Genomic DNA, 17,485 nt, shown 5'->3' on the forward strand with positions numbered 1-17,485 from the left:
AAATGTATTTCTTGTTTCCTGCTAGAAACAATTTTGGGTGTGGAGGAATTAATCATGAACAAAAAAAGCGTCCGTGATGTAGAAGTAAAGGGTAAGCGCGTATTTGTACGCGTGGATTTCAACGTACCTGTAGAAGACGGTAAAATTACTGATGATACTCGTATTCGCGAAACACTTCCAACCATTAAATATTTGATCGAGAACGGTGCAAAGATCATTCTTGCGAGTCATATGGGTCGTCCTAAAGGCGAATTCGTAGATTCCATGCGTTTGACTACTGCTGCTGAACGTCTGTCCGAGCTTCTTGGCAAACCAGTAGCTAAAGCTGACGAAGCAATTGGCGAAGCTGTAAAAGCAAAAATCGCTGAGCTAGGCGAAGGCGACGTACTTGTACTTGAGAATGTTCGCTTCTACCCAGGTGAAGAGAAAAACGATCCTGAACTGGCTAAACAATTCGCTGAACTGGCTGATTTGTTTGTTAATGATGCGTTTGGCGCGGCTCACCGTGCACATGCATCGACAGAAGGTATCGCTCATTTCCTACCGGCTGTATCCGGTCTTTTGATGGAGAAAGAATTGTCCGTTCTTGGTAAAGCTCTTTCTAACCCAGAACGTCCTTTCACTGCGATCATCGGTGGTTCGAAAGTTAAAGACAAGATTGATGTTATTGATAACTTGTTGTCTTTGGCTGATAACGTCCTGATCGGCGGTGGATTGTCTTATACATTCACTAAAGCACAAGGCTTTGAAATCGGTAAATCACTAGTAGACAACGACAAACTTGACGTTGCTCTTGGATTCATCGAAAAAGCAAAAGCACTTGGCAAAAACTTCATGCTTCCTGTTGATGTTGTTGTTGCTGATAAATTTGGTGCTGACGCTAACACTAAGATCGTTGATTACAATGAAATCCCAGAAGGTTGGGAAGGACTTGATATCGGACCTAAGACTCGTGAACTTTATGCCGATATTATCAAGAACTCCAAGCTGGTTGTCTGGAATGGACCTATGGGCGTATTCGAAATCGATAAATTCGCTGAAGGTACACTTGCAGTAGCAAAAGCTTGTGCAACTACTGAAGGTTACACTGTTATTGGTGGCGGAGATTCCGCAGCAGCAGCAGAGAAATTCCACCTGGCTGATCAAATGGATCATATCTCCACTGGTGGCGGTGCATCCCTTGAGTTCATGGAAGGCAAGGCGCTTCCTGGCGTAGAAGCACTGAACGATAAGTAAGACCTAAGAAGGAGGCAACATAAGTCATGAGAACACCTATTATTGCAGGTAACTGGAAAATGTTCAAAACAGTTCCTGAAGCAGAAAGCTTTATTGCTGAAATTAAAGGCAAAGCAGAAGTAGAAGGCGTTGAGACTGTAATCTGCGCTCCATTTACTAACCTGCCTGCACTTGTAGCAACTGCAAAAGGTACTAACATCAAGATTGGTGCACAAAACCTACACTTTGAAGATAACGGTGCTTACACAGGCGAGATCAGTGGTGTAATGCTAAGTGATCTTGGTGTGGACTATGTTATCATTGGCCACTCTGAGCGTCGTGCTTATTTTGGCGAAACGGATGAAATCGTGAATAAGAAAATGCATGCTGCATTCCGTCACGGAATTACTCCTATCGTATGTGTTGGCGAAAAGCTCGAAGAGCGTGAAGCTGATCAAACTAAAGCAGTATGTAAAGTACAAACTGAAGCTGCATTCCAAGGTCTTAGTGCCGAGCAAGCAGCAAAAGTTGTTATTGCATACGAACCTATCTGGGCTATTGGCACAGGTAAATCTTCCACTTCCCAAGATGCTAACGAAGTTATTGCTTACATCCGCAGTCTTGTAAAAGATCTGTATGATGCAGCAACAGCTGAAGCTGTTCGTATTCAATACGGCGGCAGCGTGAAGCCTGAGAATGTAACTGAGTACATGGGCCAAAGCGACATCGATGGTGCGCTTGTTGGCGGTGCCAGCTTACAACCGGATTCCTTCGTTCAATTGGTTGAGGGGGCGAAGTAAGATGTCAGCTCCAAAACCCGTAGCTTTGATCATCATGGATGGTTTTGGTTTGCGTGGAACGACAGAAGGTAATGCCGTTGCTCAAGCCAACAAACCTAACTATGACCGTTACCTGAAACAATATCCTAACACTACACTCACTGCTTGCGGTGAAGCTGTAGGCCTTCCGGAAGGGCAAATGGGCAACTCCGAAGTAGGGCATTTGAATATTGGTGCAGGCCGGATCGTTTATCAGGATTTGACTCGTATCGATAAATCGATCCGCGAGGGCGAGTTCTTCGATAACGAAACCCTGGTTAGTGCAGTGAGAAATGCTAAGAACACTGGCAAAAAGCTTCACCTATATGCGCTTGTATCCGACGGAGGGGTACATAGCCATATTAACCACCTGTTTGCTATGCTTGACCTGGCTAAAAAAGAAGATATGCATGAAGTGTATATCCATGCTTTTATGGACGGCCGTGACGTAGCTCCTGATAGTGGGAAGAAGTTTGTCCAAGATCTAGTAGCTAAAATCGAAGAGATTGGCGTGGGTACAATTGCAACGGTGTCCGGACGTTATTACGCAATGGATCGTGATAAACGTTGGGAACGTGTAGAGAAAGCCTACCGTGCTATGGTTTATGGTGAAGGTCCTAAATACACGGATGCTGTGCAAGCCATCACTTCATCTTATGAAAACTCGGTATTTGATGAATTCGTTGAACCTAGTGTAATTGTAGACAGTGAAGGCAAACCTGTAACGGCAGTAGAGAGCGGCGATTCCGTCGTGTTCCTCAACTTCCGTCCTGACCGTGCTATTCAATTGTCACAAGTGTTCACGAATCAAGATTTCCGCGGTTTCGACCGTGGTCCTTTGTTCCCGCAAAACCTGCACTTCGTATGCCTAACTACTTTCAGCGAAACGGTACAAGGTTATGTAGCCTACTCACCGAAGAACCTGGATAACACATTGGGTGAAGTGCTTGTTCAACAAAACAAGAAGCAACTGCGCATCGCGGAAACTGAAAAATATCCGCATGTAACCTTCTTCTTCAGCGGTGGACGTGACGAGGAGCTTCCTGGTGAAACCCGGATCTTAATCAACTCTCCTAAAGTGGCAACCTATGATCTTCAACCTGAGATGAGCGCATACGAAGTGGCTGCAGCCTGCGTAGCGGAAATCGAAGCGGAAAGACAGGATGCTATCATTCTTAACTTTGCCAATCCTGATATGGTTGGACACTCCGGCATGCTGGAACCAACAATCAAGGCTGTAGAAGTGACGGATGAGTGTGTGGGTAAAGTAGTGGATGCGGTTGTTGCCAAAGGTGGCGTTGCAATTATTATCGCTGACCATGGTAATGCAGATATGGTATTTGACGAGAACGGTCGCCCGTTCACAGCTCATACAACCAATCCTGTTCCGTTCATCGTGACTACTGAGAATGTTGTATTGCGTGAATCCGGTATTCTTGCAGACGTAGCACCAACAATCCTAGATTTGATGGGACTTCCTCAACCTGCGGAAATGACCGGACAATCCATGATTGCTAGCCGTAAGTAAGGTAAGGTATAACGCCTTTGATTTTAAGCTATACAAGTAAGACCAAAACAATGTTAAAAGGAGATTAACTTACATGACTATTATTTCTGATGTATATGCTCGCGAAGTCCTTGACTCCCGTGGTAACCCTACAGTAGAGGTTGACGTTTATCTGGAATCCGGTGCTAAAGGCCGCGCTATCGTTCCTTCCGGCGCTTCCACTGGTGCTCACGAAGCTGTAGAACTTCGTGATGGCGACAAATCCCGTTACATGGGTAAAGGCGTTCTGAAAGCTGTTGAGAACGTAAATGAAATCATCGCTCCAGAAGTTATCGGTATGGACGCTCTTGACCAAGTGGGCATCGACAAATTGATGATTACTTTGGACGGAACTCCTAACAAAGGTAAATTGGGCGCTAACGCAATCCTAGCTGTATCCATGGCAGTAGCTCGTGCAGCTGCAGCAGCTTTGGATATTCCTTTGTACGTATACCTGGGCGGATTCAACGCTAAAACTCTTCCAGTACCAATGATGAACATCATCAATGGTGGTGAGCATGCGGATAACAACATCGACGTTCAAGAGTTCATGGTTCTTCCTGTAGGAGCTCCAAGCTTCAAAGAAGCTCTTCGCACAGGTGCTGAAATCTTCCACAACTTGAAATCCGTACTTCAATCCAAAGGCCTGAACACAGCTGTTGGTGACGAAGGTGGTTTCGCACCGAACCTTGGTTCGAATGAAGAAGCAATCACTACAATCATCGAAGCTATTGAAAAAGCTGGTTACAAACCAGGTGTTGACGTATTCTTGGGTATGGACGTTGCTTCCACTGAGTTCTACAAAGACGGTAAATACACCCTTGCTGGCGAAGGTAAATCTTACACTTCCGCTGAGTATGTTGACCTTCTTGCTTCATGGGTTGAAAAATATCCTATCATCACAATCGAAGACGGTATGTCCGAAGACGACTGGGATGGCTGGAAATTGCTTACTGAAAAATTGGGCGACAAAGTCCAATTGGTTGGTGACGACTTGTTCGTAACTAACACTGAGCGTCTTGCAACAGGTATCGAAAAAGGTATCGGTAACTCCATCTTGGTTAAGGTTAACCAAATTGGTACATTGACTGAAACTTTTGATGCTATCGAAATGGCTAAACGTGCTGGTTACACAGCAGTTATCTCCCACCGTTCCGGTGAATCCGAAGATAGCACAATCGCTGACATCGCTGTTGCGACTAATGCTGGTCAAATCAAAACAGGTGCTCCTTCCCGTACAGACCGTGTTGCTAAATACAACCAATTGCTTCGCATCGAAGATGAGTTGGGTGAATTGGCTCAATACAACGGCCTGAAATCCTTCTACAACCTCAAAAGATAATCTGCTTTTATAGCAGACTTCGAAGACCCGCCGTTATGGCGGGTCTTTTTTATGATTTGAAGAAGATAGACTTCAATAGGTTTATCCTTATCTTGCAAGAAAAGCTACGACTTAACAGTCTAAGCTGTTGTATTACCGACAGCGCTATGATAAAATAAGAATACTGTTTATGTATCGTGATAACCTAAATTACCATAGATAGTGATGCTTAGGCGTAGGAGGTGGAAGTGAATGGATATCTTTTTGAAAGTTGTGCTCCTGATTTTTTCCGTCGGTCTTATTGCGGTCGTTCTTCTGCAAAAGGGGAAAAGCGCGGGTCTTTCCGGTGCCATCTCTGGCGGTGCTGAGCATCTCTTTGGTAAAACAAAAGCTCGTGGTATGGAGCTCGTACTACAACGTGTAACTGTTGGACTTGCTGCTGGTTTCTTTATCATGGCGATTCTAGCTGCAGTTCTAATCGACTAAAAGATCTACCGTAAGCCCTCGCTCTGTTCTAAATGGAATAGAGCGGAGGCTTTTTTGTTATATTAAAAGGAGTTAAAAAGCACCTAAGGGTGCTTTTCTTTTCATATTCGCAAAGAAAAAGGCTGGATCGATAGGAAGTAAACCTGCAGTCGGCATGGATGTATTTCAGCATTTAAAGGAAATTTTGTACTGTGTTAACCTTTGGATGACAGTAACAGGGATGCGCAGGATTGATTTCGTGTATACTAGGGTATGAAGTAGTAAAGGTAAAATTTACTTGGCATTACTGCAGGGCAGGACAAGATATACATATTTGCCAGCGGCTTGAAGCCGCGGAGGGCTGGGGTGACGAACATGATAACACAAGAAATATTACTCGATTTCATGCGGGAAACTGCATATAAACCAATGACTTATGAAGAGCTGGTGAGTCATTTTGCTCTAGAGGATAGCGAGGGGTTTAAAAAGTTCGAGGAACTGCTGATTGAATTAGAGCAGGATGGAAGAATTGTATTAACCCGTACTGCACGTTATGGCGTGCCAGAACGGATGGATTTGCTGCGTGGACGTTTACAAGCACATGCGAAGGGTTTTGCTTTTCTAATCCCGGATGATCGTGATCATCCTGACGTATATATCCATGCAAATGATCTTAAGGGAGCTATGAATGGCGATATCGTTCTGATTCGTATTACCTCTAAAAGTCCGTCCGGCGGACGTATGGAAGGCGAAGTAGTACGTATTGTAAAACGTGGCGTGTTGCAGACGGTAGGTGTATTTCAGAACCTGGAGACCTATGGTTTTGTGCTGCCTGATGATAAGCGGATTAATCGTGATATTTTTATTCCGAAGCAATCCTTTAAAGGTGCTGTTGATGGTCAAAAGGTCGTTGTGCGTATTGTGAGTTATCCGGAAGGCCGAGCAGCGGCAGAAGGTGAAATTATTGAGATTCTCGGACATAAGGATGATCCGGGTGTTGATATTCTTTCCATTATCCGCAAACATCAATTACCTGAGGCATTTCCAGCTGAAGTACTGGATGAAGCCGATAGCGCTCCTGATTCAATTACAGAAGAGGAGATTGCGGAGCAAGGAAGACGCGACCTGCGCGGACTGAACATTGTTACGATTGATGGCGAAGATGCTAAGGATTTGGATGATGCGGTAAACGTACAGCGCTTGGAGAATGGACATTACAAGCTGGGCGTCCATATAGCAGACGTAGGTTATTATGTGCGTGAAGGCTCTGAGCTGGATAAAGAAGCCTATGACCGCGGTTGTAGTGTGTATTTGGTAGACCGGGTTATTCCGATGTTGCCGCACCGCCTATCGAACGGGATTTGCAGCTTGAATCCTCAGGTAGACCGGTTAACAATGTCCTGTGAAATGGAATTTAACGAGCAAATGAAGGTTGTGAAGCACGATGTCTTTACGAGCGTGATTCGCACCAAAGAGAGAATGACTTACTCCAATGTTCGTAAAATTCTCGAAGACGAAGATCCAGAGCTGTTGGAACGTTATAGTCCACTGATTGACGATTTCCGCCTCATGAAGGAATTGGCGATGAAGCTGCGCGATGCGCGGATGCGCCGGGGTGCGGTTGATTTTGATTTTGAAGAGAGCAAAATCATCGTGGATGAGAACGGCAAGGCTGTAGATATCGTGAAGCGTGAACGTTCTGTAGCGGAACAGATTATCGAGGAGTTTATGCTGGCGGCAAATGAAACAGTTGCTGAGCATTTCCACTGGTTGAAGGTTCCGTTCCTTTACCGGATTCACGAAGATCCAGACCCAGAGAAGCTGCAGAATTTCATGGCTTTTGCGGCCAACTTCGGATATCACGTGAAGGGCCGTGGCAATTCGGTTCATCCACGTGCTTTGCAGGATCTGTTGGAGCAAATCCAAGGCACAAAGGAACAAACGGTCATCAGTACGATGATGCTGCGTTCCATGAAGCAGGCAAAGTATGATGCAGAGAGCACGGGCCATTTCGGACTGGCTGCGGAATATTATTCTCACTTTACTTCTCCAATTCGCCGGTACCCCGATCTGGTCATTCACCGCGTAATGCGTGAAGTGATTGAGAATGGAGGGGCACTGACCCAGAAGCGGCATGATTATTTGTCTAGCCGGATGCCTGACATTGCTCAGCAGTCTTCGGAACGCGAGCGTGTGGCGGTAGAAGCTGAACGCGATACGGAGCAACTGAAGAAAGCAGAATACATGCAGGATAAAGTAGGCGAGGAATTCGAGGCTATGGTCAGCAGTGTGACCAGCTTCGGAATGTTCATCGAGCTGGATAATACCGTCGAAGGTCTTATTCGTCTCAGTGCAATGAGCGACGATTATTATCACTTCGACGAAGGTCATATGGCGCTCATTGGCGAGCGCACATCGCGTGTGTTCCGCATTGGTGACGAGGTGAAGATCCGAGTCGCCAAAGTAAATATGGATGACCACACGATCGATTTCGAGTTGGTCGACATGAAGCCACGCGCGCCAGGCGAGCACCGCGGTGGTGGCTTTGCGGGCGGCCGCGGAGGCAAGGGTGGCCGTTCGGGCGGCGGCTTCATTAAGCCGGCCGGGGGCAAAGGCGCCGCGGGCAAGGGACGCGGCGGTAAAGGCAAGCCCGGCGGCGCTGCTGCAGGCGTGGGCAAGGGCAAGCCGGGTGCAGGTGTGCGCGCCGGTGATGGACCGCGCGAAGCGGCCGGTGTTGGCGCAGCGGGCGGACGCGGTAAGCGGAAGCGCGGGCGCGAGGTCGGCGAGGATGCGAGCCGGGTAGTTGCTGCGCCGGGCGCAGAGCGCGGAGGCGAAGCCGGCGGCAACGCAGGCGCGCCGCGTGAGCGCAGCGGCGGGCGAGGCCGCGGCGGAGACACCGGCGGTGCCGGTGGTGGATGCGGCATCAGCTTCGGCTTTGGCTCCGGCAAAGGCGGATACGGCGCTCCTGCGTCCGACTCCTCCGGCGGCGAAGCGCGGGGCGTGGACGGCAGCACGAAGTTCCGCAGCCGCGAGGATCGCGGGGGTAACTTTGGCGGTGGAGAAGGCCGTAACGGCGCTCCTACAGGCAAAGGCCGCCGCAAAAAGAAAACCAAGGGCGGGGTGTTCATCGGCCAGTCCGTGACACCAGGCAACGTAGAGACATCTGAGCAAGTCACTTCTAAACGAAGTGACAATAATGGCGGCGCTCCAGAAGGAGCACCACGTAAGCGTAAAAAGAAATAAATGACGGTTATGCGCTGCATAACTCTATAACGATACTAAGCACCGTCCCTCCTGTGGCGGTGCTTTTTAACTAATAATCAACTTGGTTAATTGCATTATGTGCAGTTAAATTTGGGTTATGTAGTAAAAGTGGTAGCTAATTGCATTTTGTACATCTAAATCTGATCAGTTACCCATAATTGGTCTGATTTCGCTTTTTTAGCTGCAGAAAGTGCAACTAATTAGTTTTTTGGCGGTGATAAGGCTTAAATAGTTGCACGAAATACATTTATATAGAAAAACGTAGGTGATAGCAAGTGAATAGTTAGAGGATAGGATAGGATAGGATAGGATAGGTACAGTATAGGATTGCACAGTATAGGTAAAAGCAGCACTATTTGAATAGGCGTCGAATAGATGTATATCCAAGAAGAGGGAAGCGGATAATTGAGAACAAATAGGTAATAAGTAAATAGGGGAGATGGATATAGATATGTGGAGATTAGTGGATAACTATCTGTTAATTAAGGCGCTCAAGTAAAAGGGTAACTTCGCTATTTGTTGAAAAACTCCAGATCAACTCAGCTTAATGCTTTTTTGTAACAAATGCTAGATATTGGGTAATGTTACTGACAACTCTATGACAAATTAGGTGAGGTATATTTGGTTGAAGGTTCCTTGCGCTCACTTGATTCCATTTGTTACAATATAGATCAGACATTCGATGGCTGTGTCGTTTAAGATTAGACAGACATGGTTACTTTAACTTATGAATATGATTCAAGGAGTGATTCTCATGGGTAAAAAAGCAGACGGGAAAGTACTTGCCCAGAACAAGAAAGCTTCCCATGATTATTTTATCGAGGATACTTATGAAGCTGGCTTGGTGCTGACGGGTACAGAGATCAAGTCGCTGCGTAATGGCCGCGCTAATATTGGAGATGCTTTTGCTACGATCCGCAATGGTGAGATTCAGATTCACAACATGCATATCAGCCCTTTTGAACAAGGTAATCGTGCCAATCCTACTGATCCCACACGCACACGTAAATTGTTAATGCATAAGGAGCAAATTCATAAACTGCTGGGCTTGTCCAAGCGAGATGGGTTTACGATTGTGCCACTTAAGATTTATGTGCGGAATGGCTATGCGAAGCTGCTGATTGGTCTTGGTAAAGGTAAAAAAGAGTATGACAAACGTGACTCGGCTGCCAAGCGAGATGCTCAACGTGATATCCAGCGTGTACTACGTGATAAGCAAAAGATCGCCAGATAATCTGGGAGAACTAGACGATTCAAATGAGTTCCAGTTTCAACCTTCAATTCCTTTAACCCACGTGTTAAAGTGTTGATAAATGTGCTATACTGAGTAAGTAAGTTAGTTATTGCTTCGTTACAGTTTTCTTGAATAAGAAGCTGTAGATTGGATCTCTCTTGCTTGGAAGATCCGCTTGATCCGAAGCGCCCTTTTTAATGAGGGGCCGTTCTTGGATTCGACGGGGGTAGTTCGAGCATGAGTAGCGAGTAGTGGGGACGCGTCCGCTTCATCAACGCTAAAGCCTATTAAACGGCAAACAACAAAACAACTACGCTTTCGCAGCCTAAGAAACTGTGTGCGTGCTTCTACTCTGCATCGCCCATGTGACAGGGATAGGGGCTAACAAATAGTGGGATACGCTGTCTCATCTCCGCCTGCGGTGAGCTGAAGAAGACAATCAGGCTGACCCAACGTATAGCCGGTTACGGGGCGATACTCGGGTGACATCAAAACTGTGACTACACTCGTAGAAGCTTATGTGCCGTTATCTTCGGACAGGGGTTCGACTCCCCTCGGCTCCATATGGAGTTTTAGAAAAAGCGACCTTTAGGGGTCGCTTTTTTGTATCCTCATAATTAAAGTTAGGCAATGCCTTTTAATGATTTCAGCCAATTCCTCAAATGTGTACTTGTGGTTTATCATGTCTACTATGTGGTCTCGGAATGTTTGGTATGCATATTTTTAAACTGCAAAAGATTTCTCTACCACCACGAATACCATCCGCATGAGGATGGTTCCCATACTATGGTTAACGGTACCCTTTTGCAAAGTTTCTTTGTTATAATTATTATAATAAATCTCTTCATTGGCTGGTGATTATGAATGAGTGAGAAATTTTGGTTAGTAGTACAGTATCCTCTAAAAAGTGAAAAAGGAAGCCAACGTGATAACTGGTTAAGAGATAAAGTCATGGAATACCTGGACATATCTCTAGTAGATACTAACTTAGGTTGTGTTGATGGCTTTGATATGGGTAAATGCATTTCCGACCCGAAAAAATATGCTCTTAATATATTTTGTATCATTACGGAAGAAGAACGGAGTATAGCCTTGATAAAGAGAGTGTTAAGAGATAGCAGGCTTGATTATACTCGTATAAAAATTGCTACAATGCCCTATGGAAAAGAAGAAACATATAGCCTTAAATTTTCCTATAAAAAGGGTGTTACCGATTTTTCGCTATAGCACAGTTTTGAGTTTAGAATTACAACTACACCGTAAACAATTTTCTGGTGGGAGTCATGAATTTTGTGACATCAAAACTGTAACTACATTCGTAGAAGCTTATGTGCCGTTATCTTCGGACAGGGGTTCGACTTCCCTCGGCTTCATAAGCAAAAACCCGCTGAGATAGCGGTTTTTTGCTGTTTAGTGATTGAATTGTAGACCGAATGCAGACAATGAATTATGGGGAACTAATATATTCATTTTTGTAGACATGTTGTCTACGTCTAAAATTAGATCATTCACTTTGAAGTTAATAATTAGTGGCACATTTTCCGAAACTACATCTATAAGAGCTCGAACTGATATAAGATTAGATTATGGCATTAAGCACTCAAAAGCAAAAACATTCGGAGGAATTACTATTATGAGTTTTACTATTGATTATGTTAAAAATAAAAACAGAATTATTGTAACATCGGACGGTATGGAAGTTGAGGATGCCTTTGCGTACGCAGAACAATTTCCGAAAGTACTGAAGAAAACTAAGCGAGGGTTTACAGGTATGACTGTAATTACTGGTGGCCTGGTATTTAAGCAAGAGGTGATGGCAATTCTTGCTCCAACTGGTGAAGATGCTGTGAAAGCTGGAATCTCTACAAAACATAAATGGGTGTATGTTGCGCCTACCGCGTTCTACAAAACGCAAATGAATCGTATGTTTAAAGATATTGCAAACTTGTACGAATCGATAGAAGAAGCTGAAGCGTATCTTGATTCCGCAGGGAATTAGCAACTTCTAAAAATTAAAAGGATCCAGCCATCATCTGTAGCGCCAAAGGTACTTTCTGCGTATTGAAGAAGCACTGTGAAGAACCGATATATTCAGGATTAACTTATATAATTGGATCACTATACTAAGGAGTTATTCCTATGATCAGTCTCCTTAATCAGAATGACTCATCAAATATTGGATAGAATGCTTCTAGGGGACATCAAAACTGTAACTACACTCGTAGAAGCTTATGTGCCGTTATCTTTGGATAGGGGTTCGACTCCTCGGCTCTATTTGAAACCCGCTGATAAAGCGGTTTTTTTCTTGTTTATGGACTAAATTGCAGTCAAGGGATAAAAGGCTAACCTAAGATGTGATGAGTACATAAGGAGATAAATGAAAACCAGTACACTTATGCTATAATTTAATAAAGTGCTTCTGTGCTTTTAGAAAAATTGGAATAAAGGATGCATTGATCAACCATGTATGAGAATCAGACTTCTATGCACCACAAGCTGTTTATTATCGGCGCAGGTGCTGCTGGATTAATGGCCGCTGTTACTGCGCGGGATATGGGTATCGATACTGCCATTCTGGAGAGTAACGACCGGATTGGAAAGAAGATATTAATGACAGGTGATGGCCGCTGTAACATTACAAATGAATCCACTGCAACGGGTACAGATGAAGCAATCGCTTTATCGCGTAAGTATCACAGTAATCAGCCCGGATTTCCACTTAAGGTAGTACAGCAATTTGGCATCCGTCAGACCATTGATTTTTTCTCCTTTCTCGGGCTTCCGCTTACAAGATTGAAGGATGGCTTGATGTACCCGATGTCGCTGCAGGCAGCAGCGGTGCTGGATATTTTCCAGCTTGCGCTGGAGGATCGGAATGTTCCGGTGTACCTCAATAACAAAGTGTTGGATGTTACTGTTTCGAAGAATCATCCGCGCTTCAAGATAAAATGCCAAACGGAGACAGAGGAGGAGGTTGTTTATACTAGCGACTATCTACTTCTATCTGCGGGTGGCCTTGCCGGTCCAAATGCGGGAAAAGAACCTCCTGGGTATACACTTGCTGAACGTCTGGGACACACCCTGATTGAGCCTTTACCGGCCATTGTGCAACTGAAGCTGCAATATCCGAATATGAGAGCACTGTCCACTATCAAATCTCAGGGACAAGCTCATATTATTGTAAACGGTAAAGTCATCGGCAGTGAACAGGGCGAAATTGCCTTTACGGACTATGGTATTACTGGTCCGCCAATTCTCCAGCTAAGCAGGAAGGCTGCGTATCATCTTGCAAGAGGAGAACAGGTGAAATTATCGGTGGATCTGATGCCTGGCCGCACGGAGGAAGAGTTAGTTGAGTTTTTAGAAAGGCTCTGGGAGACTTTTGGACACCGGACGGTTGCAGATTCTCTCGTTGGCATCTTTAACAAGAAGCTTGTTACGGTCCTACTCAAGGAGACCGGCTTAGATCAGCAGCCACAGCTGCTTTGCCAGGCTCTGTCGTTGAAAACTAAGGAGAAATTTTATCGAATCTTGAAGCGCTGGGAATTTAAGGTGACGGATACTAATGGCTTTACGAATGCACAAGTGACAGCTGGCGGCATCGATACGTCGGAAATAATCGAAGGAACGCTGGAATCCAAGCTAGTACCTGGGCTTTATTTGGCTGGCGAAGTGATGGATGTGGACGGAGACTTCGGCGGCTATAACCTACAATGGGCTTGGAGTTCCGGATATGTGGCCGCCATGGCGCTAGCTAAGTCAATTCAATAAATTTATTAGGAAAAGGGATGCATCAATTAACATGTATAAGGATCAGACTTCTAAGCACCACGAGCTGTTCATTATCGGTGGGGGTGCTGCAGGTCTAATGGCTGCAGTTACAGCGAGGGATCAAGGTATTGATACAGCAATTATTGAAAGCAATGACCGGCTGGGGAAGAAAATAATAACGACGGGTAACGGGCGTTGCAACATTACGAACCAATCCACCGCCACCGGTACGGATGAAGCGGCCGCTTTATCACGCAAGTATCACAGTAATCAGGAAGGATTCCCAATACATGTATTGCGGCAATTCGGTGTCCGCCAAACGATCGAATTTTTCTCCTCGCTCGGGCTTCCTTTTGTAAGCTTGGAGAATGGCCGGATGTATCCGATGTCGCTGCAGGCGGCTTCGGTGCCGGGTGTATTTAAGCTGGCGCTGGAGGATCGGAATGTTCCCGTATATTATAAACATAAAGTGTTGGATGTTACCGTTTCGGCGGGACATCCGCGGTTCGCGATAACCTGCCAGACGGAGACAGAGGAACAGGTTGTGTATACCAGCGACTATCTTTTTCTATGTGCAGGCGGCCTTACCGCTCCCAAAACGGGAACGGACGGCTCCGGTTATACGCTTGTCCAACGTCTGGGGCACACCTTGATCAACCCGGTGCCAGGCATTGTACAATTGAAGCTGGATTATCCGTATTTGAAGGAACTATCGGGCATCAAATTTGAGGGAGAGGCCCATGTTATCGTAAACAATGAAGTCATCCGCACTGAGTCTGGTGAGATTCTTTTTACGGACTATGGTATCTCGGGCCCGCCCATACTTCAGCTCAGCAGAAAGGCTGCGTATAATCTCGGAATAGGAGAATCGGTGACATTGTCGGTTGATTTAATGCCGGAGCGCACGGAGGAAGAGTTAATTGATTTTCTGGAGATCCACTGGGGGATCTTCGGACACCGGACGGTTGCCGATTCCCTTATAGGTATCGTCAGCAAGAAACTGATTCCAGTTCTGCTGAAGGAGGCTGGAATTGATCAACAGTTGCACCTGCTTTGTCAGGATCTTTCGTGGAAAACAAAAAAAATATTTTATAAAATCTTGAAGCGTTGGGAATTTAAAGTGACCGATACCAATAGCTTTACTAATGCACAAACAACAGCTGGTGGCATCGATACGACGGAGCTAACCGAAGGAACGTTGGAATCTAAGTTAGTCCCTGGACTGTATTTGGCAGGTGAGGTGATGGATGTCGATGGAGATTGCGGCGGCTATAACCTGCAATGGGCCTGGAGCTCCGGCTATGCCGCCGCGATGGCGCTTGCTGATCGACGTGCTAGCACCACGTAAGGGGGGCAGATGGTTGCTGACTCTTAAACGATCACCTATTACTAGGCAGAGGTTTGCTGTAACAAGTCTGGTTTTAGTAATGTGAAAGCGATGAGGGTTGTTTCTCATCGCTTTTTTGTGATTTTTTAAAGTTTGGTGCTCATTTAAAAATGATTGTTGGGGTTTAGCGAAATATCAATATTCGTTGCTTAACTCTGATGTCTTCATTTTACCTCAACTTTATTGTCGTCCCTTTATTAATCCTTAAGTTTATCAATTAGAGCTAGTATTCGTCTATTTTTTGTATCTTCCTTTTTAGCAAGCTCAATATAATTAATCTGCTCTCGTTTAATGTAATCAGGCTGGTTTAGAAATGTATTCAGCATGTGGTACTCTTCAAGGTTTGTAGTAATGTAATCTGGCACAATCAGTTTACGATTTTCCTCGCATTTCTTAAGTATTATATGTAATGTATCACCGAGCTCTTTTTGTAATGCTCTTCGAATAAATTCGTTATAAACAAAATAATGCCCATTCTTTGACGGCAATAAAGTATGGTCAAATTCGTACCCGTCAACAGAGATTTGAATAGGTACTTTACCATTAGTATTGAATATCTCCCTTACTGAATAGGGGAAATAGACTACTTTCCATTTCATTTTACCTTCCAGCAGCTTTATCTCACTATCAAATTCATAAACCATATTAAATAACACTCCTCGTGGTAAAGAAGCTGATTTCGGTCACTCATTTTATCATAGCCACTTTGCTGTTTCTAGGTGATTCGAATTCAATATGCTGTTGCAATAACCTATATGATGTTGAACATGCCTTATCTGCATGAGGATAACATCAGTTTTAGTTATTTCTTCGTATAGTACACATGGTTCCAATAATCTGCAGTCAGTAAGTTCATCAAAAAAATTACGAGCCACACTCAATATCTCCTCTAGGTACGTCGTCATTTCCTCCTTAGTAGGGTAGTCAGAGCACTCCTTATCTAAGTCTTCTGTTATATCTTTACCGAAGTCAGGTATTTTGAATTCTTCATCCTTCTGCTGCCTAAACCAAAATTTCATGCTGGTTGTAGCGTGGAATATATGCTTCCAGTATTTATGCTTGGTATTCTTCCAAAAATGATCAGGACATACTTCGATAAGATTCTTCAACATTTCTACGGTTGGATCAAACTGTCTTCTTAAAACAGCCACCATCTTATCACTCATGTTCATCAACTCACTTCTTGAATTTTAGAATCTTAACTTTATTCTTGTTCTCAGCAACCAAAACCTTCCATTTTACGATGGTGCATTTGGAAAATTTGTGATACATCATAATTTAATGAAGCTGTCGCTATTTATCTTGAATTAAAAGTATTGCAATATAGGATAGGTTCGCGATTCAATCCTAAAAAATTTATTACTTATACTGGAGGAACCTCTAGAAGATGAACCCACAACTGTTACAGGATTTTCCGTTCTTTGAACATCTTGATGATGAATATTTAGCTGAAATTGCTAAGGTATGTGGCGAGCGTACTTATATAAAAGGAGAGTCCATCTTTTTTGAGGGTGAAGAGGGAGAGGAGCTCTATCTGGTTCTTATCTGGAGTTGTTCAAATCTATCAAGATAACCACTCTAGGGATGTAGTACTCTCTATTTTTAGAGTAGGTGATTTCTTTGGAGAGATGGCTTTGTTGCAAAATGAAAGAGCGCGCTCTGCTTCTGCAAGGACCATTGAGAAGTCTACCTTATGTATTTTGAAAAAACGCGATTTCATTCCTTTACTAAAAAGTAATCCGGAAATACTAATCTGCATTTTGGAAACAGCATTAGATCGTCTGCGTGATGCCAATAAATTAATAACAGGCTTGACCGTTATCGACGTGCGTACGCGTATTGCTCGCGTGTTGTTGCGTCTAACAGAACAGCACGGAGTGCCCTCTGATGAAGGTGTTCTAATCGATTTGAAATTAACGCATCAACACCTGGCGGATATGACAGGAACGGCGCGTGAGACCGTGAAAAAATCATTGCTTGGATTACAGGATGAGCAGTTGATACGTATTGATTAAAGGAAATACATTATGATGCGGCTCCATAGGTAGTAAAAGAAAAGACACCTTGAAGGGTGTCTTTTTACGTTATTGCAGCTTAAAAAGAAGATTCCAACAGTATTCCCGACTTTAATGAAAGTTCCCGGTTTCATTTTCCGTGAATTTGCCGTCGCTGTCATGCTGAGATTGCTTGCGGCGATCATTACGGGCTTGTTGCTGCTGTTGGGCTTCCAGGCTGTTTACGGGCGTGGCTTCCAAATCTTTTACAGTGTTGATCAGATTCTTGTCTGGTTTATTTGCGCTCAATTGAAAATTCCTCCTTGTTTACCTAATGGTTGAGAATTTTATTATGTGCTGGCTACTGTGTGGCTATTCGTGTTGTATGATCACAATCCATTCGCTGTCCTATAATCATTAGCTCAGAACACGGTTAGATATGGGAGATATGAGTAAATGATTGTTTCGGA

16 protein-coding genes and 1 other RNA gene are annotated in these 17,485 nt (G+C 44.4%); 14 read left to right on the top strand and 3 right to left on the bottom strand.

The annotated features are described in order from the left end of the window. The first annotated feature begins 54 nt into the window (after nt 1-54). The 12 genes from MKX34_RS00925 to MKX34_RS00980 all read left to right on the top strand — a co-directional run bounded on the left by MKX34_RS00925 (nt 55) and on the right by MKX34_RS00980 (nt 14,982). Nucleotides 55-1,236 (top strand): phosphoglycerate kinase, encoded by a 1,182-nt coding sequence (locus MKX34_RS00925; protein WP_036687122.1) that lies wholly within the window; start codon nt 55-57, stop codon nt 1,234-1,236. A 26-nt stretch (nt 1,237-1,262) separates the two neighbouring features. Then, nucleotides 1,263-2,015, top strand: coding sequence for a triose-phosphate isomerase (tpiA, locus tag MKX34_RS00930; RefSeq protein WP_076297215.1), 753 nt, complete (start codon nt 1,263-1,265; stop codon nt 2,013-2,015). 1 nt (nt 2,016) lies between these two features. Continuing rightward, on the top strand, nt 2,017-3,561 hold the full coding sequence (gene gpmI, locus MKX34_RS00935) for a 2,3-bisphosphoglycerate-independent phosphoglycerate mutase (RefSeq protein WP_076101073.1): 1,545 nt from the start codon (nt 2,017-2,019) through the stop codon (nt 3,559-3,561). Between the two features lie 73 nt (nt 3,562-3,634). Further along, nucleotides 3,635-4,921: a phosphopyruvate hydratase gene (eno, locus tag MKX34_RS00940; protein WP_036687130.1), complete on the top strand. Its 1,287-nt coding sequence runs from the start codon at nt 3,635-3,637 to the stop codon at nt 4,919-4,921. Between the two features lie 231 nt (nt 4,922-5,152). Beyond that, complete coding sequence (secG, locus tag MKX34_RS00945) at nt 5,153-5,386, top strand: preprotein translocase subunit SecG (RefSeq protein ID WP_036687153.1); 234 nt, start codon at nt 5,153-5,155, stop codon at nt 5,384-5,386. Between the two features lie 354 nt (nt 5,387-5,740). Next, the gene (gene rnr / locus MKX34_RS00950; protein ID WP_076297319.1) at nt 5,741-8,608 is read left to right on the top strand and encodes a ribonuclease R; all 2,868 of its coding nucleotides are present in this window, start codon (nt 5,741-5,743) and stop codon (nt 8,606-8,608) included. A gap of 775 nt (nt 8,609-9,383) precedes the next feature. After that, nucleotides 9,384-9,863 (top strand): SsrA-binding protein SmpB, encoded by a 480-nt coding sequence (gene smpB, locus MKX34_RS00955; RefSeq protein ID WP_036687155.1) that lies wholly within the window; start codon nt 9,384-9,386, stop codon nt 9,861-9,863. A gap of 201 nt (nt 9,864-10,064) precedes the next feature. Next, nucleotides 10,065-10,429: a transfer-messenger RNA gene (gene ssrA / locus MKX34_RS00960) on the top strand. Nucleotides 10,430-10,727: 298 nt separating this feature from the next. Further along, complete coding sequence (locus tag MKX34_RS00965) at nt 10,728-11,090, top strand: hypothetical protein (protein WP_036687156.1); 363 nt, start codon at nt 10,728-10,730, stop codon at nt 11,088-11,090. A 406-nt stretch (nt 11,091-11,496) separates the two neighbouring features. Further along, a complete protein-coding gene (locus MKX34_RS00970; protein WP_036687158.1) occupies nt 11,497-11,862 on the top strand; it encodes a hypothetical protein in 366 nt (121 codons plus the stop codon). A 464-nt stretch (nt 11,863-12,326) separates the two neighbouring features. Further along, nucleotides 12,327-13,634 carry an aminoacetone oxidase family FAD-binding enzyme gene (locus MKX34_RS00975; protein ID WP_081382602.1) on the top strand — a complete coding sequence of 436 codons (1,308 nt, stop codon included), beginning with the start codon at nt 12,327-12,329 and terminating at the stop codon, nt 13,632-13,634. Between the two features lie 31 nt (nt 13,635-13,665). After that, entirely contained in the window at nt 13,666-14,982 is a 1,317-nt protein-coding gene (locus MKX34_RS00980; RefSeq protein WP_036687159.1) for an NAD(P)/FAD-dependent oxidoreductase, read from the top strand. 236 nt (nt 14,983-15,218) lie between these two features. On the opposite strand, the gene MKX34_RS00985 is transcribed toward MKX34_RS00980, so the two are convergent. Together MKX34_RS00985 and MKX34_RS00990 are read right to left on the bottom strand one after the other, a co-directional pair. Further along, nucleotides 15,219-15,665, bottom strand: a complete 447-nt coding sequence (locus MKX34_RS00985) for a YdeI/OmpD-associated family protein (RefSeq protein WP_036687161.1) — start codon at nt 15,663-15,665, stop codon at nt 15,219-15,221. Between the two features lie 51 nt (nt 15,666-15,716). Continuing rightward, nucleotides 15,717-16,187, bottom strand: a complete 471-nt coding sequence (locus tag MKX34_RS00990) for a DinB family protein (RefSeq protein WP_176462614.1) — start codon at nt 16,185-16,187, stop codon at nt 15,717-15,719. A gap of 221 nt (nt 16,188-16,408) precedes the next feature. On the opposite strand from MKX34_RS00990, the gene MKX34_RS00995 reads away from it, so the two are divergent. Together MKX34_RS00995 and MKX34_RS01000 are read left to right on the top strand one after the other, a co-directional pair. Further along, nucleotides 16,409-16,594: a hypothetical protein gene (locus MKX34_RS00995; RefSeq protein ID WP_081389226.1), complete on the top strand. Its 186-nt coding sequence runs from the start codon at nt 16,409-16,411 to the stop codon at nt 16,592-16,594. Further along, entirely contained in the window at nt 16,533-17,036 is a 504-nt protein-coding gene (locus MKX34_RS01000; protein ID WP_178420376.1) for a Crp/Fnr family transcriptional regulator, read from the top strand. The genes MKX34_RS00995 and MKX34_RS01000 overlap by 62 nt, the downstream gene beginning before the upstream one ends. A gap of 111 nt (nt 17,037-17,147) precedes the next feature. On the opposite strand, the gene MKX34_RS01005 is transcribed toward MKX34_RS01000, so the two are convergent. Further along, nucleotides 17,148-17,324: a hypothetical protein gene (locus MKX34_RS01005; protein WP_169744731.1), complete on the bottom strand. Its 177-nt coding sequence runs from the start codon at nt 17,322-17,324 to the stop codon at nt 17,148-17,150. Nucleotides 17,325-17,485 lie beyond the last annotated feature (161 nt).

The organism is Paenibacillus sp. FSL R5-0636, from assembly GCF_037974255.1.
Taxonomy (GTDB): domain Bacteria; phylum Bacillota; class Bacilli; order Paenibacillales; family Paenibacillaceae; genus Paenibacillus_AQ; species Paenibacillus_AQ odorifer.